Annotated in this window: 25 protein-coding genes; 17 read left to right on the top strand and 8 right to left on the bottom strand. The window is 33.8% G+C overall.

What is annotated here, in order from left to right; all coding sequences use genetic code 11:
- Nucleotides 1-25 precede the first annotated feature (25 nt).
- From ACRD7B_RS10550 to ACRD7B_RS10535, 4 genes are all read right to left on the bottom strand, one after another.
- On the bottom strand, nucleotides 26-235 hold the full coding sequence (locus ACRD7B_RS10550; RefSeq protein WP_430824515.1) for a hypothetical protein: 210 nt from the start codon (nucleotides 233-235) through the stop codon (nucleotides 26-28).
- Between the two features lie 3 nt (nucleotides 236-238).
- Nucleotides 239-685, bottom strand: coding sequence for a hypothetical protein (locus tag ACRD7B_RS10545; protein WP_430824514.1), 447 nt, complete (start codon nucleotides 683-685; stop codon nucleotides 239-241).
- On the bottom strand, nucleotides 685-948 hold the full coding sequence (locus ACRD7B_RS10540) for a hypothetical protein (RefSeq protein ID WP_430824513.1): 264 nt from the start codon (nucleotides 946-948) through the stop codon (nucleotides 685-687). The genes ACRD7B_RS10545 and ACRD7B_RS10540 overlap by 1 nt, the downstream gene beginning before the upstream one ends.
- A 487-nt stretch (nucleotides 949-1,435) precedes the next feature.
- Nucleotides 1,436-1,867 (bottom strand): hypothetical protein, encoded by a 432-nt coding sequence (locus tag ACRD7B_RS10535; RefSeq protein WP_430824512.1) that lies wholly within the window; start codon nucleotides 1,865-1,867, stop codon nucleotides 1,436-1,438.
- A 65-nt stretch (nucleotides 1,868-1,932) separates the two neighbouring features.
- Between ACRD7B_RS10535 and ACRD7B_RS10530 the strand changes: the two genes are divergently transcribed.
- From ACRD7B_RS10530 to ACRD7B_RS10470, 13 genes are all read left to right on the top strand, one after another.
- Nucleotides 1,933-2,070, top strand: a complete 138-nt coding sequence (locus ACRD7B_RS10530; RefSeq protein ID WP_430824511.1) for a hypothetical protein — start codon at nucleotides 1,933-1,935, stop codon at nucleotides 2,068-2,070.
- Nucleotides 2,071-2,483: 413 nt separating this feature from the next.
- The gene (locus ACRD7B_RS10525) at nucleotides 2,484-2,789 is read left to right on the top strand and encodes a hypothetical protein (RefSeq protein WP_430824510.1); all 306 of its coding nucleotides are present in this window, start codon (nucleotides 2,484-2,486) and stop codon (nucleotides 2,787-2,789) included.
- 218 nt (nucleotides 2,790-3,007) lie between these two features.
- Nucleotides 3,008-3,400, top strand: a complete 393-nt coding sequence (locus ACRD7B_RS10520) for a hypothetical protein (protein ID WP_430824509.1) — start codon at nucleotides 3,008-3,010, stop codon at nucleotides 3,398-3,400.
- Between the two features lie 22 nt (nucleotides 3,401-3,422).
- Nucleotides 3,423-4,235 carry a hypothetical protein gene (locus tag ACRD7B_RS10515; protein WP_430824508.1) on the top strand — a complete coding sequence of 271 codons (813 nt, stop codon included), beginning with the start codon at nucleotides 3,423-3,425 and terminating at the stop codon, nucleotides 4,233-4,235.
- Between the two features lie 198 nt (nucleotides 4,236-4,433).
- Nucleotides 4,434-5,270 (top strand): phage Gp37/Gp68 family protein, encoded by an 837-nt coding sequence (locus ACRD7B_RS10510; RefSeq protein ID WP_430824507.1) that lies wholly within the window; start codon nucleotides 4,434-4,436, stop codon nucleotides 5,268-5,270.
- Between the two features lie 308 nt (nucleotides 5,271-5,578).
- On the top strand, nucleotides 5,579-6,154 hold the full coding sequence (locus tag ACRD7B_RS10505) for a hypothetical protein (protein ID WP_430824506.1): 576 nt from the start codon (nucleotides 5,579-5,581) through the stop codon (nucleotides 6,152-6,154).
- A 214-nt stretch (nucleotides 6,155-6,368) separates the two neighbouring features.
- The gene (locus ACRD7B_RS10500) at nucleotides 6,369-6,731 is read left to right on the top strand and encodes a hypothetical protein (protein ID WP_430824505.1); all 363 of its coding nucleotides are present in this window, start codon (nucleotides 6,369-6,371) and stop codon (nucleotides 6,729-6,731) included.
- A 43-nt stretch (nucleotides 6,732-6,774) separates the two neighbouring features.
- Nucleotides 6,775-7,149 (top strand): hypothetical protein, encoded by a 375-nt coding sequence (locus ACRD7B_RS10495; RefSeq protein WP_430824504.1) that lies wholly within the window; start codon nucleotides 6,775-6,777, stop codon nucleotides 7,147-7,149.
- A 332-nt stretch (nucleotides 7,150-7,481) separates the two neighbouring features.
- On the top strand, nucleotides 7,482-7,670 hold the full coding sequence (locus ACRD7B_RS10490; protein ID WP_430824503.1) for a hypothetical protein: 189 nt from the start codon (nucleotides 7,482-7,484) through the stop codon (nucleotides 7,668-7,670).
- Nucleotides 7,660-9,801 (top strand): VapE domain-containing protein, encoded by a 2,142-nt coding sequence (locus ACRD7B_RS10485; protein ID WP_430824502.1) that lies wholly within the window; start codon nucleotides 7,660-7,662, stop codon nucleotides 9,799-9,801. The genes ACRD7B_RS10490 and ACRD7B_RS10485 overlap by 11 nt, the downstream gene beginning before the upstream one ends.
- 1 nt (nucleotide 9,802) lies before the next feature.
- Entirely contained in the window at nucleotides 9,803-10,240 is a 438-nt protein-coding gene (locus ACRD7B_RS10480) for a hypothetical protein (RefSeq protein WP_430824501.1), read from the top strand.
- A gap of 91 nt (nucleotides 10,241-10,331) precedes the next feature.
- Nucleotides 10,332-10,709, top strand: coding sequence for a hypothetical protein (locus ACRD7B_RS10475; protein ID WP_430824500.1), 378 nt, complete (start codon nucleotides 10,332-10,334; stop codon nucleotides 10,707-10,709).
- Complete coding sequence (locus tag ACRD7B_RS10470) at nucleotides 10,699-11,142, top strand: hypothetical protein (protein WP_430824499.1); 444 nt, start codon at nucleotides 10,699-10,701, stop codon at nucleotides 11,140-11,142. Before ACRD7B_RS10475 ends, ACRD7B_RS10470 begins: the two co-directional genes overlap by 11 nt.
- Before the next feature lie 87 nt (nucleotides 11,143-11,229).
- Here the strand turns inward: ACRD7B_RS10470 and ACRD7B_RS10465 are convergent, their stop codons facing one another.
- Nucleotides 11,230-11,424: a hypothetical protein gene (locus tag ACRD7B_RS10465; protein ID WP_430824498.1), complete on the bottom strand. Its 195-nt coding sequence runs from the start codon at nucleotides 11,422-11,424 to the stop codon at nucleotides 11,230-11,232.
- A gap of 271 nt (nucleotides 11,425-11,695) precedes the next feature.
- On the opposite strand from ACRD7B_RS10465, the gene ACRD7B_RS10460 reads away from it, so the two are divergent.
- Nucleotides 11,696-13,003, top strand: a complete 1,308-nt coding sequence (locus tag ACRD7B_RS10460; protein ID WP_430824497.1) for a hypothetical protein — start codon at nucleotides 11,696-11,698, stop codon at nucleotides 13,001-13,003.
- A gap of 217 nt (nucleotides 13,004-13,220) precedes the next feature.
- On the opposite strand, the gene ACRD7B_RS10455 is transcribed toward ACRD7B_RS10460, so the two are convergent.
- Nucleotides 13,221-13,421, bottom strand: a complete 201-nt coding sequence (locus ACRD7B_RS10455) for a helix-turn-helix domain-containing protein (protein WP_430824496.1) — start codon at nucleotides 13,419-13,421, stop codon at nucleotides 13,221-13,223.
- 157 nt (nucleotides 13,422-13,578) lie between these two features.
- On the opposite strand from ACRD7B_RS10455, the gene ACRD7B_RS10450 reads away from it, so the two are divergent.
- Together ACRD7B_RS10450 and ACRD7B_RS10445 are read left to right on the top strand one after the other, a co-directional pair.
- Nucleotides 13,579-14,079: a hypothetical protein gene (locus ACRD7B_RS10450; RefSeq protein WP_430824495.1), complete on the top strand. Its 501-nt coding sequence runs from the start codon at nucleotides 13,579-13,581 to the stop codon at nucleotides 14,077-14,079.
- Between the two features lie 120 nt (nucleotides 14,080-14,199).
- A complete protein-coding gene (locus tag ACRD7B_RS10445; RefSeq protein ID WP_430824494.1) occupies nucleotides 14,200-14,679 on the top strand; it encodes a hypothetical protein in 480 nt (159 codons plus the stop codon).
- A gap of 276 nt (nucleotides 14,680-14,955) precedes the next feature.
- Here ACRD7B_RS10445 and ACRD7B_RS10440 read toward each other — a convergent pair whose 3' ends face one another.
- Nucleotides 14,956-15,204 carry a helix-turn-helix domain-containing protein gene (locus ACRD7B_RS10440; protein WP_430824493.1) on the bottom strand — a complete coding sequence of 83 codons (249 nt, stop codon included), beginning with the start codon at nucleotides 15,202-15,204 and terminating at the stop codon, nucleotides 14,956-14,958.
- A gap of 38 nt (nucleotides 15,205-15,242) precedes the next feature.
- Entirely contained in the window at nucleotides 15,243-15,557 is a 315-nt protein-coding gene (locus tag ACRD7B_RS10435; protein WP_430824492.1) for a hypothetical protein, read from the bottom strand.
- A 481-nt stretch (nucleotides 15,558-16,038) separates the two neighbouring features.
- Here ACRD7B_RS10435 and ACRD7B_RS10430 point away from each other — a divergent pair, with 481 nt between their 5' ends.
- Nucleotides 16,039-16,479, top strand: a complete 441-nt coding sequence (locus ACRD7B_RS10430) for a recombinase family protein (protein ID WP_430824491.1) — start codon at nucleotides 16,039-16,041, stop codon at nucleotides 16,477-16,479.
- Nucleotides 16,480-16,539: the final 60 nt, after the last annotated feature.

The raw sequence follows: 16,539 nt of genomic DNA, 5'->3' as shown, positions 1-16,539 counted from the left end.
CATTGACGCTTTGAAATCAAGGGTGTTAATTCAAGAAGTGTGATGTGTTTTGAGCAAACCTTTTTACCTCCCCAATCCCCCTCTTAATACCTTCAATCCTTCCCCTAAGCTTTTCACGACTAGCTTTACGGTCGGTATCATTATTTATTAATCGGAATTCGATTTCATGAATTTGCTCGTTTAAGACATTAATTACGGGTGATAAATCGAATTCGCTGTAGATTGGTTCAATCATTACTTATCTATTTAATGGATTAACCTCCATGTTATTGACCTCATTCGCAACTATTGCCGTGATAATAATTGCTACAATAATAATCGTTCCTATAATTGAAATTGTCTTGTCTGCATCCTTGAGTGTTTTGGAATATTTATAAATCCCGGTTTTATTAATTTTTATAGATAATAGGTTGTCTGTTCGTTCAACAATTGTCATGTCATATGAATAAATCGTAAGGTTTTTCCATTGTGGCGTTAGCTTATCAATTTTAATTGCTTTGGCTGAATAATATGTTTCAAAGTCAATAATTTCATGAAGTTTATAGTAGTTTTTATTAAAGTAGAGATACACTTCTTTGGCATTACGCATACTATTTTCAGATTTTATAACTTCCTTATAACCTGAGCATCCATTGAGTAAGATAATAATGGCAAGTATTACTGATAATAAGTTCTTTGATATCATTATTTCTCAATTTCAATCCATTCTAGATAATGAACTCCCTCTGGACTCCTATTGAAAGAATCCATAATAAGTATCATAGGTAGATCGGATTTTTGAAATGAAGTACGGTATTTAACACTCCAATCTTGGTGGTGTTCTTTTGAGGTATTGAAATGAATGTTTCCAGAATGACCAGTTGGATTAGTGAAACTTCCCTCAATAAACTTAGAATCAAATGAATATTTACCTTCATCTTCGAATTTTTCAGAATATATTACTTCCATAAACTCAGCTTTGTCATACAGACCTAATGTAACTGAATACTGAAGAAAGTATCTTTCATCACTCTTTAACTCTAGTGTCCCTGAATATGACTTAACCCGGATTCTTGTCTTGGTATAAGCATTATAATAGGGCATATTGTTATAATAGCAGCCGACTTTATCTAATTTATATTCATTAATTAGTTTTACTTGAAATGGTTTTACTTCTTTAACAAGATCATCATCCAAACTGCAAAAGTTCATTGTAGTAAATACCCCCAACAGCATTAAGTTTCTTAGGAATAAAGTCTGCCGAATATGAGAGTTTAAAATCATAATAGGCTATAATTCAGATGTTAAAATGACATATAAAATGACAAAGTTACCTGTGATTTTTGGCTGTGTCAATAAAAAAACTAAGTATTATTTTCCGGTGAAATTTTGCTGATGTATGATAGCTATGAGATTGTATTGCTTATATTATATTTATCAATCATGCCCATTTAAATTAATACTCATACCACACCAGTCCATCAAACCCCTTAATGTTGAGTATGACTTTATCGCCATCAACTTGCAGCTTGCTGATGTCATACGATACCTCTTTGGTGAAGTATGCATCACATACCTCTTCGTTTTTCAGGGATAGCCGTAGATTTCTTATTGGAGGGTAGGTTTCGATCATAACATCTGAATCGATCAATTTCAAAACCCAAGTGCTTCCATCGCACCCGCTTGAGCCGAAATCAATTACCAGACAATCCCCTTTGATTTCGATGTTGTTGATTGTTAGGTGATGATCTGGAGCATTGAGGTATTCACTGGCACTTATTATAACTTTGTCTTCACAAGTTGTTAAAGGGGTGTCATCATCTTTTTTGCATGATGTTAGGTTTGTTAAGATTAGAACTGAAACAATTGTTTGGATCAATGTTTTCATAATTGTATTGATGCTTAAGTAAAGAGTTGTTAATCATTAGTGTAAGTGCTAAAGTTACGATATTAATGAAGAGAATTCAAGGTTGTCAAATTGAAATATTCCGATGTGAAGAGAGAAGTTTGTTGAGTGATAAAATAAGGGTTGAAACAGCTATTTATACACCAATATATATAGTTAATGATGTTGTAGATGAGTTATTGTGAATTACATGTCTTTATTTGGGTATTTATGATTGTAGTTAAAATAAGATGTTAACTCTATTTTTTTGCACCTCTCTGCAATAATGGCTCGTGACTGTAAATGCCTATAATTACGTTCGGTTAAGACTCAATTATTCTATAATATTATAGCGAACAGAAGAAAAATTTGGATTTTCTTCCTATTCAAAAAGTTAAATAGTGATAATGAAAGTTAAATAATGTCTACGTGTATTTAACCAATATGAATTTACCAAGTGTTCAATAGTCATGTTTTCAATTTGTTATGTTAACACTTTTTAATTTAAAAGTGTATTACTCTTAAAACAACTTTTTAATTTAAATACCTGTAGAGCAGTGTGTTAAAAAGTTTGTATTATTGCAATGTGAAATTTATTTAATGATTAAAATTTAAAGTTATGTGTAAAGTAGATTTAGAGGTTTGGATTGTAAACAAGAATTATGCAAGTCTTGAAGAGACACCTGAGAATGCCAATATTAATTTGACCTTAACAGATAAGGAAGGTAATACCGTGATTGATGATTTGGTATCGATGCAAGACTTTGAAAGAAGTTATTGTGATGAAGTTCCTGCAGGTAAATATCATTTGTCAATATCTTCTCAAGAACTTGATTATTATGAAATAGAAGAAGATATCGTTGTTGAAAATGATGCTAATGTGTTTGAATATGAGGTTATAGGCGAAGAAATGATTAGCCTGTAGGTCAGGGAGCAAGGCATCGATTACGACTAATGCCTGAATCATATTATACCTCTGACTGTGCTAAGTCATAGTGTAGACCCCTTTAAATAGGGAGTCCCTAATTTTAAAAATGTAATACTAGATTTTGAATGAATATAACTAATCCAGTTGTGGATCAGAATGGGATTCGTTTGCTTAAAAATTAATAAATAAAGTGTCAAATTATAAATATTAATATCATGAAAAAAACAAATGAGATAAAGGATTTGAGTCCAAATAAACTAATGAGTAGTGAGGATAGCCAACTGTTTATGACAATGTTGCTGGACAAGAGCAATAGTTTTAAGAAAGTTATTAGGTCACATTCAGAACTAGACGATCTACTTGGTGCACAAAAGTTATTAAAATTACTAAAAACTAAAGCAGACCATGATTTAACTCTTGGTTCGGCAGTGATGTTGGAGATTTGCATTGATGATGAAAATGATGTCTCAATATATGCCAACTACATATGCCATAAATTAACGAAGAGTACATTAATTGATATGAATGTTCTTGCTGAAGACCTCTTCCCTTGGGGATTTATTTCTGATGACCAAAAGAAAGAGATAATGTCGATGATTAAGAAATAATTTTAATTAAAATCTAAAACCAATGAAAGAGTTCATAACAACATTAATAAACAACGATTACACCATCAAGCACGATCCCCTAAATGAGGAGCATGATAATATTGACGAGATCAAAGCTGATATGCATGATTCCGGTATAGAACTATCAGAGCGATTAAGATATATTGAAATTAACGGTCATAGATGCAGTATCTTCTTGAGAGAGGAGTTAGATCAGCAGTTCAATGAGTTCCGGCTGTATATTGTCGAGAACAAACCCCTAGAGGTAATTGAGGAATGTTCCCAACAAATTAAATCAGCAAGAGAGCAGTTGGGATATTATCTTCAAAATGAGGTCAGGTGTTTCGATGATATTGGATTTACAGATATTGTTCGGGTGAAGATGGATTATTGTGATGAAACACTGGAGTTTCTTAAAGGGTACGGTAAACAGGTTATCGATAAGAAACCAAGGTTTAAAATACGTCCAGAAGCTAATAAGAGGAAACATGATATTCTGGCATACATCCATAAGGATTTCAAAAGAGAAGGTTATATTGATTGTAATCTACCGGATTTCAAGAAAGTATTCACTTCAGATAATCCTGCCCTAATTGTATGGTTTAAAACCTACGCTCACTTGAGTTACTTCATCAAAGAATTATCGAAGGAGTTTATTGAGGATAGCAGGAAACCATCAAAATATGAGGTTGCACTATTGTATTTCATTAACCACGAGACAAATAAGTTGTTTGAGGTTAATAGAAGACGATGTGATACTCTTCCCGGTAAAGTGGATAAGAAGTTTATTGACTTCACACTTAGCAACTCAGTTGGGCATTACCTGAACCTATAGTAGGTACTATCCGATAGACGTTAGATTACTCTAACATATTTTGAACATTAGGTTGATTGCAAGTGATTAGTAATCAATCATTCCCCTTAATGTAATAACCGACACTTTTACCGACAATAGCTTTTGTCGCCTGATATTGTCGTGCCATTTGGGGTAGGTTTGACACAAAATAAAGTATTGAAAATTAATTTTTTAAAGATGAAAAGTAATATTTCAGCTACAGTCGGCTCAAGGAGCAAGAGTAGCAATAAGGAAGAAACAAGTAATTTAAAAAGTAGTAAAATGAAACACAAGATTGAATGGACAGAGAAAACATGGAATCCTTCGGCTGGCTGTACTAAAGTAAGTTCAGGGTGCAAGAACTGCTACGCTGAAACAATGGCTACCCGTTTACAAGCAATGGGGGTAGAAGGATATGAGAATGGATTTGAGTTCAATACTGTTCCGTCACGTTTGAATGAACCTCTAAGGAGAAAAAAGCCGACAGTGTATTTTGTAAACTCTATGAGTGACACCTTTCACGAGGATATGCCTAGAGAGTATTTAGATGAAATTTTCAACGTTATTGAACAAACACCACAGCACACCTATCAGATTCTGACCAAGAGAGCCAATAGGATGTATGATTATTTATCACAACGAACAATACCAAGAAATGTATGGCTTGGTGTTACTGTAGATAATCGTAAAGAAGGGTTGCCACGGATTGATAAATTGAGAAACCTGCAAGCAAGTGTATTATTCTTATCTGTAGAGCCATTGCTTGAGGATTTAGGGGAAATAAACCTAGCAGGAATTCATTTGGCAATAGTTGGAGGAGAAAGTGGGCATAAAGCCAGACCCATGGAAAAAGATTGGGTATTAAACATCAAGCAACAATGCGAAACAGATGGTATTGCATTCTTCTTTAAGCAGTGGGGGACATGGGGAGAAGATGGAATAAAACGAAGTAAGAAGTTAAATGGTAAAGAACTAGACGGAAAAGTCTGGCAACAATATCCCGAAATTATTGAACAGCAATTTGCAGTGAAATAACTTGGAGTAGCAATGCCAGTGCCTAATCGATTAGGTGGCTGACAGCCGATTATATTGATTGTCAATTACCTGAATCGATAGAAGGTGCTTATCCGACAGACGTTAGATTACACTAACAGCATTTGAATCTTAGATTGATTACAAACGATTAGTAATCAATGACTCCCCTTAATGTATTTACGGGCACTAATAACGACAGTAGATATTGTCGCCTGATATTGTCGTGCCATTTGGGGGAGGTTAGTAACGAAATTATATGGATACCCGATGCCTTAGGAGGGAATTATTAACAATTTAATTTTTATAAAATGAAAAACAATTCAAAAACAGCTATTGTGGACTTAAGAAGTACTAGTAGCACATCAGAAGCTTCAAATTTCATGGAAGCATTAACATCTTCAATGTTAAAAACTAGAAAATTTGACTCCAACTCGCTTATCGCTCTCGCATCATTTATGAACGACAATGAGGATTTAGCAGGGTATATTAGTGGATTAGATGAGGATGAAAGCATGATTGTCAATAAATCATTTAGAACAGTATCCAATAGCCTTAATTTTAATTGTCATCTGCATAGATTGGTAATGATTGAACTAAAAGGAGTGTTTACATCCCAGCAACTTGCATACATTTTCCAAGCTTACAATGGGACATCGATTCAATATAATCAAGGTTGGTTCTCTAATTCTAAGGATAACTTATTGGATTCTATTGAATACGGTGATGGAGTCATGTGTTATTTAGGTGATCTAAGTGAATTTAGAACAAAAATTGCATCTATTGATCATTTTAAATTCGAAGTATTTGTGAATTTGATTTATGAATCATGGAGATCAAATAACATTAGTTTTAATGAGGTTTTAAGTGCCATAGCAAGTGATTGATGGGTTGCTAATGCTGATCTATAACGAGCATAGGATTTGAATATTTTTCTCTCACGATCCCCCTTTGATGGGGATTGCTACTCAAGGTGTACACCTTATAGTATTGCGCAATATTATTTTTCAACGTCTGGTCTGACCCTGACCAATTTAAAGTAGGGTGAAATTAATCTTGATGTTAAATCGGGATAGTTATTAATCATTAAAATATAATATCATGAAAAACGATAATTTAAAAAACTCAGAATCGACTGTTTCAAAAAATGAAACTAAAAAGAACTCAGCAACAATCGAAGTAAAAGCAGATTGGATATTGGATGTTTTCTCAGAATCCCAATATGCAGATGGTAATGGTAGTGTAAGTCTTTACACCTCTTGTGTTCGAGATGCACAATGGATGGAATTAGCATTGAGTACATTGAATGTAAAGTTTGAATATCAGGAGATGATAGATAAAAATGATGAATTCCTATTCGAGTACAATTTTCTACTTGGTGATATTGAGGATACCTGTCCTGCTCTGTATAAGAATCTAAATGAGTTGAACTCGAAGCTTCATAAATTCTTTAAAGCAATCTGAGTTCAATAAGTAATAGAAATATAATGTTTAAAATTAAAGTATCATGGAAAAAAATCGTGAAGAATTAAAGCTAAAGTTTAACAGCTATGTAGAGGAGTTTACTGATAAACAAATACGTGGTGAGTTGATTAACCTATGGGAAATTTATGAGTCCTATGGTAAGCCAGAAGGTAAATCACCATTAGAGTTTATGAGTACTTCCCAAAGTAAGGAAATTATTCAATTGGCATTGGTAGATAATGACATGCAAGAGAACAAGGTCATCCTCCGCAAGGGAGAGGTTGTTCTAGTCAACTTCAACCTAGCTTTGAGTTATTTAAAAGAAGTCGATACATATAATTCGTTTTTGTTTATCGATCTGCTTATGGGGGCAGGGTTCAATATGAATAAGATGATGAATATGCTTGGGGATGCCTAACAATAGTCTTACTTATTATTCTCCCCAATGTTGGCTTAGAGATCAAAAACTATCTAAGGGTAGACAAGGTGACAAGGTGACAAGCAGGTTTAAAACTTTCTAAATACAGTACAGTCGATATTAGGGGGTGCAAATACCTACTGTAAATGTATCTAATTTCAGTAAAATATAGGGTTCTAGCTTGTCGCTTGTCTACCCTAAACAAAAAATAATAAAAAAAATACCTCTGTTTGGTGTTCAAAACGCACAAGCTGAGTATTTATGAGTACGTGACGGTGTTAAGTATTATCAGTCAGGCGAAAAATAACTTTATAGTTAAAATCAAGAAGATCATGAGAAAAAGTAAAAAAAATGATCAGAATGTAAGGTTGAACCTTTACCTAGAAAAAGGTCTAAATGAAAAATTAAAGCAAACTGCTCAGGCAGAGTATCTGCCTGTGACAGTTTACGTCAAACAGCTAATTGCGAAAGCTGTACTAAAAAATAACTCTATGTATAATCCTTTAAACAATGAAAATTAATGAAGAAAACGACCAACTAACACCAATTCCTCCTGTAGATATAAATACTACAGAATCAGGGAAAAGTAATGATCTAGACCTGTCAATAATACCAGTAAACAGCAATAAGTGTCCATTTGGAAAGTGGAAGCAATATCAGTCGGAAATTGCACCATATAAGCAGTGGAAAGAACATTTTGACAATGGTGGATATGTTGGAATAATTACTGGAGAAGTATCCGGTCATTTAGAATGCATTGACATCGATGTAAAGAATGATCCTGATAAAGCAATATTTGCCGATTATCACAAGATAATTCCTGAAGACCTTGCATCCAAGTTGATAATTCAGAGAACCCCAAATGAAGGTTATCACTTCATCTACAGATGTACGGATGCCGTTATTGATGGTAATCTGAAATTAGCACACTCAGAGCAAGGCGAAGTAATACTAGAAACTCGTGGGGAAGGAGGTTACTTCTGCCATCACCTTAACGACTATTCAGTAAGACAAGGTAAAATGGATTTCATTCAAATGAATATTGATATTCCTGTTATAACACCTGAAGAGAGAGACACATTATTAACCCTAGCACGTAGTCTGGATCGTAATGCTATAGCTAAACAAAAAGAGGTTAAACCGCATGAATACAAAGAGCCAGCAATTGTAAAGTTCAATGAGGAATACAACATCATCGAACTGTTTAAAAAGCATGGATGGACTGTTTATGCCGAAGATGATCAAATGGTGAAGTTGACTAGACCCGGTTCAAGTGCTGCCTTCAGTGGGTACTATTATAAGGATTCAAAGGTTTATATGTGCTTTAGTGGTTCAGCAGGTTTTAAAGTCAAACAGCCGAATAATCATTTTCAAGTTCTTAAAGTTCTGGAAGGTAATGGTGACAATAGAAAAACTGAAAGTCTCTTGCCCCAATATGGTTTCGAAGTTAAGGGCAAAGTAAGAACCAATAGTATTAGTTCAGACGATATTGCTGCTTACCTGAATGAACAGGGAGTTCAATACGATGCGTTCCGTCAGGACATCATTAAAGATGGTAAGATCATTACGGAAATGACTTACAATACCCTGTTCATCGACTTGAAAAAGTACTTTGGGAAGGAAGTGCCAAGGACTCGATTTGAAGAGGTAATTAAGTCCAATTACATCAATCAGTTTCACCCGATCAAAGCTTTTATTGAAAAACACAAGGATCGTCATCCTCTCGGTACGTTTGAAAAGTGGATGGACTGCATTGAGTTGAAGAATAAAGACATTGATAAGGGCATCGTTCTTCATTTCTTCAAAAAGTGGTATGTAGGCATCATTGCTCAAGCACTCGGTGGAGAGTTCGCCAATGAATTCTTCTTGTGCCTTTTGAGTACGGAGCAAGGTATTGGTAAAACTACTTTGTTGAGAAAGTTCATATTGCCGGAAGAGTTACGAACCTATCAAACAGAACATCCTATTGCATTTGACGAGGATTTTAAGGTGTTAATGGGGCAGTCGTTACTAATCATTGATGATGAGATGGATGGACGCACATTTAATGCAGAAAAAACATTCAGGAATATCCTGAGTCAAAGTTCCTTCTCTACACGTAGGAAGTACGATAGAAGAATTTCAGTTATTGACCGTAACTGTTCATTTGCAGGTTCAGGGAATCAGGTTCATATTATTCGAGATAAAGGTAACCGTAGAATCATTCCCCTAGAGTTGGAGATGATCCACCAGAAGAAATTACCTCAATTGGATTACATCGACTTGTTCATGGAAGCATATCACTTGTACGCTAATGACTTTAAGTACTCATATGAACCAACAGATAGGGACTTGTTGGATCAAATAACAGAAGACCATATGCAGCAGAGCGATGTGGATATGGTATTGGATGATTATGTTGAGTATCCTATTAAAGGTGTTGAACCATATTATATATCAACATTGGATTTAGTGCTGATTCTAGGCAGGGAATTCCCTCAATTTGGAAAGAGGATCAATGTTCCATCATTGGGCAAGAAGATGGCTGAAAGAGGCTTTAAAACCAAAAGAAGGGGCAAGAAGCGAGTAACGTGTTATGCCATTAGTCCAACTAGTTCCCTGTTGGAACTGATTGAAAATATGAATATTAATAACAATGATAAAACAAATTAAAATGAAAAAAATCGATGATTTAAAAGAACTAATAAAAGAGAATATTTATGATTTCTATAAATACGACATGTTCATCACAATTGATGAGGATAATGATTATGAACTGAGAAGAGGACGGTATCAGGAGAGTCATGAAATTCTTTGTGGATCATGGCTGGTGTATGGTCATGCTGATAGTAAATATCAGGACAATCAGAAGGAAGAAATGCTTTCAGATTTTGAAATTGATAATATCGAAATTCCTGAAGAGGTCAATGATGATTACGATGATGTAGATGACAATGAAAAGTATTTGCTTGAGGAAGAGTTTTATCGTCAGGTTTATGAGCATCCCAACTTTATCAAGGCTGTTGAAGCTGAAGAAAACAGAGTTATCGATGAACTGGCTGAAGTTTTAATATTCAAGTTTGAAGAAAAGAAGGAAATGTTTGAGGAATAAGTTTTTACTCTGTCAATATGGGCAAGAAACCCTAAATAATTAAAAGCAGTTGGCTTTGAATGGAGTCAACTGCACTTAAAACATTAAAATTATGTGTAAAAAAATAGAGTTAACAGCAGATTTTATTCTAAACCAATACACTGTATTTGTTAATAACGCAGACGACAATAAATTCGAGTTGTATACCACATATGATGATTGTGGATGGATCGAAATGACACTTAGAGAGTGCGGTGTTCAATATGAATACAATGAGTATCATAACTATCCAAATGGGAATACGCTACCTAATGGGGAGATGCATGATATCTTACCTTATTATTCATTTAGTGGGGAGGAGATTAAAGAGCATGCACCAATCATGTATGATAGAATAATGAACCAAGACGATGATTGTGATTTTTTCACTAGACAACTCTTTTTTGGAAAACCAGATGAGTTAATAAAAGGAGTAGCTAATGAAAAATAATAACATAACCTCGGAGCAAGAAAAAGTAATTGATACCATTCACAATCTGGTATGGCATCGAATAACACATGAAGATCATTACCTTGAAGCTATTCCAGAGATTGATTCCAAGGGTTTTCGTGATTGGATTTATTCTGTAACCTATAAGTTCCATGAATATGATGATAGCTGGGTGGAAGCAGTAGTATATTTGAATGGTAAGCACTATGAGTATTGTAATACTCTGCAATTCTTGAATTCAATTTGGGTAAATGAGATTAAGGAGTCTGAAGTGAGGGATAAAATTGTTGAAATAGGAGGTTTTATAGACGATCATTTCGAAATATATGATTCCCATAAGCCATTACCTGAAGAAGGGGTGGCGAAGTTGAATGCATTATTAAATAAGAAGAAAGCAGCAGATGAACATGATTACGATGATTTGCCCTTCTGATAATAGAATTAAATGGTTCAGTCGATACTGAACCATTTTTTAATTAATTGAAGAGGTGATTTTAATCCGCATTAATTAATAATTAAATCAGTAATTACCATTATTTGGCATTGTATTTTCCCTTTTATTACTACGGCTATCTTGAATTAAATTATCCATCAGGAATTTACGAACAAAAGTTGATGGGGGTAAGTGCTCCAATTCAGCATGTAACTTAATTAAATCATATAATTCCCTTTGTATTCGAATATTCATTTTCTTCAGCATTAGTGTTTTATCCATTTTAATTAGTATTTATTTCGGTACAATTATTTACTGTCCACCATTGGGGGACGATGTTTAAAATAAATACTTGATTATTTTAAAAACGATTATCGTATTTGAATATTTGCCATAGTTCTTTACTGTATGACAATAAATGTAATATTGATTGGATCAAATTTATTTTAATGATATGATTCTATTTATGTTGACATTATAGTTTAATATTTATAATATTGGATAAAAGAATGTGAATATCTCTTATATAATATTAATCTTAAACTACGGGTAAATGAAGAGTCTAATTTTTGTGTTTTGTGTTATGATAGCTTTACCGTCTTTGTTACATGGACAGGGTAGAATAAACTACTACAATATAACAAAGGAAAATTATGATTTAATTGTTAGTGGAAAGTCAGGGTCAAATTACGAATTAGGTAGTGGACTAAATTTTAATGAAGCAAGTTCTCCTATTTCAACACCATTAAAAGCATTCCATATTGATCCCATAGAAGAAACTGGTAACAAACAAATTGATTTAAATTCCATTGTGAATTCAAGGTTTAGTTTTATTGAAACGAACACAACGGAAGAACTGTCGGAGATGCTACATGCATATTTTAAAGGTAGTTATGGGTTCACGAGTGCGAAAGCTTCGATGAAAAAGGCTAAGAAGATAAGTAAAAATTCAACTTCAGTTTTTATTCTCATTGAAAATACCAAAACTGGAAAATCCATTTCTGAAAAATCTCTTGAATGGAATGAAAAACCTCTTTCTGAAAGTAAATTAATATCAACTGATGAAGAAAGATTGAGACAGTTTATAGCTGATTATGGCTCTCATTATATTGCATCAATCGATTATGGCTTTAGAATAGCAATTCAGGGAAAAATTAAATCGACTAACAGTCAGGAAATCGAATCTTTTAAGTTAGCTGTTAAGTCTTCATTTGGTAATGGTTCAGCTAGTGGAGGAATTAGTGCTTCAAACTCAAAAATCCTAAAGTCATCAAAAGTAGAGTTAAGGTGTGAGATAACAGCAGGCGACATTAAACCTATACATTCTGGGATTATTGATGGTTTTGAAAATATTTATGCTTTTTTGAATAAACTTAAACAAGATGAAATAAAGATTTATTATGGACCAATTTCATGTAAGGTTAATTCATATTGGCATACCTTACTTGATTATCCAAAAACAAGAGAACTTTTTAAAACTCAAGCGGGTGATAAAGCAATTGCTCCGTACGGTGTCCCTAAGGGGACTGTTTTGGCATGGCAACCTCAGATGGGACTGCTAGAAGGACAATCAATTGAAGAGATCGTTCCAAATGGATGGGCAGTTTGTGATGGAAGTAATGGGACACCTAATCTTGTTGGGCGGTTTATTATGGGAACTGACACATATTCAGATACGGATGTAACAGGAGGAACAGAAAGTCATAAACATACAGGTACTACTATAAGAGCAGGTAATAGACAGAGGAAAGGATCGAGTGGAAGAGATGCATCTGATAGAAATCACGTTCATGATTTAAATATTAACAGTACAAAACACTTACCTCCTTATTATAAGTTAATATACATAATTAAGATATAGGGTATGAAATTTTTTAAATAATAACTTGCGATACTAATCGCAATATTTTATGATGTATCAAGTTTCTTTGAAAGAATTGATTTAACCACTCTATCTTGATAATGAAATGTGAGTGTTAGTGGTTGGTTGTCGTTTGGAAATTAGGTAAGTGTAATGAGTTGTTTTTTCTGTTAAAATATTAATCTATGCAATTTTGGAAGAACGTTTTTCAAAGAAGTCATTCAACCCCCTCAAATAATTGCCACACAGGTATGCAATAAATATCGGCAAGACGAAGGTATGTCAGAAAATGCACTGGCATGCCTCGTTCTGCTCTCTCGACCAGAGATCGACTAATCCCATATTCACGAGCAAAATCATCCCTCGAAAGCATTGTTTCATACCTGTATTCACGTAACAATCCCCCAATTTGTTCCATTCTCATCTGATTAAGACCATCACATGGGGTACGGTAGTATTTTCTTTTCTTCTCTGGCATTGGTGTTTTAATATAAATACTGCCTATGGAGGTTTAAGTAAATATCATATTTAAATTGACAATTATTTTGGTGGGTAGTAACTTGCAGAGAAAACAAATGTTTTTTCGAATCAAATCAATTCACCGTATTATTTCGATATTTATTATCGCTATCCATCTGGTGGGTTGCTCTGGTTACAGATGGACAACAGACTATGATCAAACAGTAGAGTTAAAAGGTGAGTACAAGGTTTTTATAAATCAAAAATATCAGGATCATTACTATCAACTGCATGACGCTCGTGTCTTAAATGATACCCTTATCGGTTTTATAAAACTTGAGGATGAAATTAATTCTGTGTCACGTAAATTGAATTCTTTTGTTATTACTTATGAACCTCAAATTAATATTAGTGGGATAGTTGATTTGTCGGAAATCTCAATACCATTTAATTCAATAATAAAAGTAAGAAAGTTCGAATACAGTAACAAGACCAAAAACTTAAGGACATTTGTTGCTGTGTTAATACCTGTTGCGTTGATCGTATTAATTGTGGTTGAGATAAATAATATGGAAATGAAGGTGTCACCAATGGATGGATGGGGATCATCTAATTAGCATCTTTCGATCTGTATGTTGAGATAACTAATCCATGTACTGATATTATGAACGTTTAAGTATTCATCATATTTAATTGACATTGCCTATAAGTTGGTAGTAACTTGCATAGAAAAACACATGTTCTTCCAAATAAAACCAATTCATCGCATTACTTCCGTTTTGATTATTCTTACCCACCTTGTTGGGTGCTCTGGTAATAGGTGGATTACTGACTATAATCAAGAAGTGGAATTAAAAGAGGAGTACAAGGTTTTTATAAATCAGAAATATCAAAAGTATCACTATGAATTGCACGATGCATATGTATTAAATGATACACTAATAGGTTTTATTAACCTTGAAAATAAACTAGAGTTTGTCTCACGTAAAGTGAATTCCTTCGTTGTTTATTATGAACCTCACTCTAATATTGGTGGAACAATTGACTTGTCAAAGGTCACCATCCCTTTTGATTCAATAATTAAAGTTAAAAAGTTTGAATACAGTCAAGAGGTTAAAACAATGAGAACAGTTGTTGCCGTGCTAATCCCTGTTGTGTTGATCGTATTGATTGTGGTTGAGTTAAATAATATGGATTTGGATGGTCGTTATGGTTAGTGATCCATCCATCCATCCATGTCAATATGCTCTCTCTCTTCTGTTTGTTTACCAGTTATATCTCACCCATTTTAATATGCGTATATGCGTACTGGAATAAATGATTAGTGTACCTTTTAATTGGTTTAACTATAGTTTATTAAGTGTTTTTATAGTACTAGGAAAGAAGTGGATGTTCTTGGAAGTCCTAATTACCATCATTTTAGGGGAGGAGTGTGCCCCCCATGAAGAGGTTTACAGGTAAAATAATAAATATTTGGGGAGGATTATAATATTTTATAAAATATCCTCTCCAAAGAAATCATCAATAGTTATATCCAAAGCCTTCAGCACCTGAAGTAAGGTGCTCATCCTAAAGTTTTCACCCCTTTCTAATTTTGATAGTGTTACTTTGTTAATGTCATGAGTCTTGGCAAAGGTCTCGTAATTTGGTTCACTGGCTCTACGAAACTGTCGAACACGTTTGCCAATCTCTACAAGCACTTGTTTTATTTCTTCAGGGTATTCCTCTTTTGGTTTTGTCATTGAGTTGTTATTAGTGTCGTTGTCTATAATTTGCAAAGTCAATTGAAAACATTCTTGATGTCAATGACATTATTAATAATAAGTCCTATAAATAAAACCATAACACCAATGTTGATTGTGAGAGAAATTACTTTCTTGACTGATATCTTGTCCTTACGACCCTTTATTAAATAAATTGAACCTACTACTCCAAGATATCCAGCAATTAGAAAAGGAACGCCTATAATAAACTCACCTTGCGGAATTGAATTCCATACCTTCAGGAATACACCTATATAGGTTATCACAAAAAGCAATAAGATTATCATTGCATATATAAAGGACTTTTCGGTGTTGGTTTTAACCTTATTCATTATTATACTGGATTATTTTAGAAATGTTGGCTGTATTGCAAAGATAAGCAAATGCATAAAAAGGTATGCAAATATTTTCACATACATACTATAGTGTGTATATTTGTATCGAATTACTAATTAAAGGGGATCAGTTATGTACATGCGAGAACTACACCACGATCAAAACAAGCAGATCAACATCTACCACAGTGAATTATTACTTAATAGGCATCGAGAAACAAACCTCTTTATAATTACCGAAGAAAAAGAAGATTTAAATCAAATTCGAAACTATGCAGTGGAGATGCCAAAGTTTATTCGTGATCGAGTTCACTTGACTCCAGAGATGAAAACTTTTTACTGGTATTGCTTGAATTAAGCACATCCAACCGTTTCCCTTTTTATCTTAATTAAAGGGGAAACAACTTCAGGGGAGTCGATCCCTTATTTTTTGGTTTAGTGAGTGTAAAATTAGTGTGTGATTAAAATGGCAACAAAAATGAAGATAAAATACAACCGAGTTTCAACGATTCAACAAAGTGGGGATCGTTTTTCTGTAGATAATGAAAAATACGATTTGGTGTTGATGGATAAGATTTCTGGTTCAGTTTCATTCAAGGATCGTCCTAGAGGGAAAGAAGTAGTGAAATTGGTTGAAGGTGATCAAGTGAAAGAATTAGTAGTTGAAGAATTTTCACGTCTAGGCAGAAACACCGGGGACGTTATTCAAACACTAGAATGGTTGGAAGAGCATCAAATAAATGTGGTCGTTAGAAATAACGGCTTGCAAAGTCGTCCTAACGGAAAAAGAAACCCGATCTGGAAAATGATATCCTCAGTGATGAGCAGTTTGTATGAAATGGAATTGGAGAACATTAAAGAACGTACTGCTATGGGGCGCATGGTTGGAGTTGCTAAATTTACACGGACGATTTTTTAGAGATATTAAGACCAAAATAATATCTTAGAAAAATGAGTACACAGAAAAAGTATTACAGTA

Origin of the sequence: Carboxylicivirga fragile (assembly GCF_050589805.1) — a bacterium.
Classification (GTDB): Bacteria; Bacteroidota; Bacteroidia; order Bacteroidales; family Marinilabiliaceae; genus Carboxylicivirga; species Carboxylicivirga fragile.
Note: the sequence above shows the minus strand (reverse complement) of the source record. Positions and strands in the feature narration are given on the sequence as shown.

Coding starts and splice junctions, on each gene's coding strand:
- ACRD7B_RS10470 (WP_430824499.1), top strand. CDS start 10,699: ATGAAAAATAATAACATAACCTCGGAGCAAGAAAAAGTAATTGATACC.
- ACRD7B_RS10480 (WP_430824501.1), top strand. CDS start 9,803: ATGAAAAAAATCGATGATTTAAAAGAACTAATAAAAGAGAATATTTAT.
- ACRD7B_RS10525 (WP_430824510.1), top strand. CDS start 2,484: ATGTGTAAAGTAGATTTAGAGGTTTGGATTGTAAACAAGAATTATGCA.
- ACRD7B_RS10510 (WP_430824507.1), top strand. CDS start 4,434: ATGAAAAGTAATATTTCAGCTACAGTCGGCTCAAGGAGCAAGAGTAGC.
- ACRD7B_RS10545 (WP_430824514.1), bottom strand. CDS start 685: ATGATATCAAAGAACTTATTATCAGTAATACTTGCCATTATTATCTTA.
- ACRD7B_RS10520 (WP_430824509.1), top strand. CDS start 3,008: ATGAAAAAAACAAATGAGATAAAGGATTTGAGTCCAAATAAACTAATG.
- ACRD7B_RS10475 (WP_430824500.1), top strand. CDS start 10,332: ATGTGTAAAAAAATAGAGTTAACAGCAGATTTTATTCTAAACCAATAC.
- ACRD7B_RS10530 (WP_430824511.1), top strand. CDS start 1,933: ATGAAGAGAATTCAAGGTTGTCAAATTGAAATATTCCGATGTGAAGAG.
- ACRD7B_RS10535 (WP_430824512.1), bottom strand. CDS start 1,867: ATGAAAACATTGATCCAAACAATTGTTTCAGTTCTAATCTTAACAAAC.
- ACRD7B_RS10440 (WP_430824493.1), bottom strand. CDS start 15,204: ATGACAAAACCAAAAGAGGAATACCCTGAAGAAATAAAACAAGTGCTT.
- ACRD7B_RS10445 (WP_430824494.1), top strand. CDS start 14,200: ATGTTCTTCCAAATAAAACCAATTCATCGCATTACTTCCGTTTTGATT.
- ACRD7B_RS10455 (WP_430824496.1), bottom strand. CDS start 13,421: ATGGAACAAATTGGGGGATTGTTACGTGAATACAGGTATGAAACAATG.
- ACRD7B_RS10500 (WP_430824505.1), top strand. CDS start 6,369: ATGAAAAACGATAATTTAAAAAACTCAGAATCGACTGTTTCAAAAAAT.
- ACRD7B_RS10450 (WP_430824495.1), top strand. CDS start 13,579: ATGTTTTTTCGAATCAAATCAATTCACCGTATTATTTCGATATTTATT.
- ACRD7B_RS10515 (WP_430824508.1), top strand. CDS start 3,423: ATGAAAGAGTTCATAACAACATTAATAAACAACGATTACACCATCAAG.
- ACRD7B_RS10490 (WP_430824503.1), top strand. CDS start 7,482: ATGAGAAAAAGTAAAAAAAATGATCAGAATGTAAGGTTGAACCTTTAC.
- ACRD7B_RS10550 (WP_430824515.1), bottom strand. CDS start 235: ATGATTGAACCAATCTACAGCGAATTCGATTTATCACCCGTAATTAAT.
- ACRD7B_RS10485 (WP_430824502.1), top strand. CDS start 7,660: ATGAAAATTAATGAAGAAAACGACCAACTAACACCAATTCCTCCTGTA.
- ACRD7B_RS10465 (WP_430824498.1), bottom strand. CDS start 11,424: ATGGATAAAACACTAATGCTGAAGAAAATGAATATTCGAATACAAAGG.
- ACRD7B_RS10435 (WP_430824492.1), bottom strand. CDS start 15,557: ATGAATAAGGTTAAAACCAACACCGAAAAGTCCTTTATATATGCAATG.
- ACRD7B_RS10540 (WP_430824513.1), bottom strand. CDS start 948: ATGGAAGTAATATATTCTGAAAAATTCGAAGATGAAGGTAAATATTCA.
- ACRD7B_RS10495 (WP_430824504.1), top strand. CDS start 6,775: ATGGAAAAAAATCGTGAAGAATTAAAGCTAAAGTTTAACAGCTATGTA.
- ACRD7B_RS10505 (WP_430824506.1), top strand. CDS start 5,579: ATGAAAAACAATTCAAAAACAGCTATTGTGGACTTAAGAAGTACTAGT.
- ACRD7B_RS10430 (WP_430824491.1), top strand. CDS start 16,039: ATGAAGATAAAATACAACCGAGTTTCAACGATTCAACAAAGTGGGGAT.
- ACRD7B_RS10460 (WP_430824497.1), top strand. CDS start 11,696: ATGAAGAGTCTAATTTTTGTGTTTTGTGTTATGATAGCTTTACCGTCT.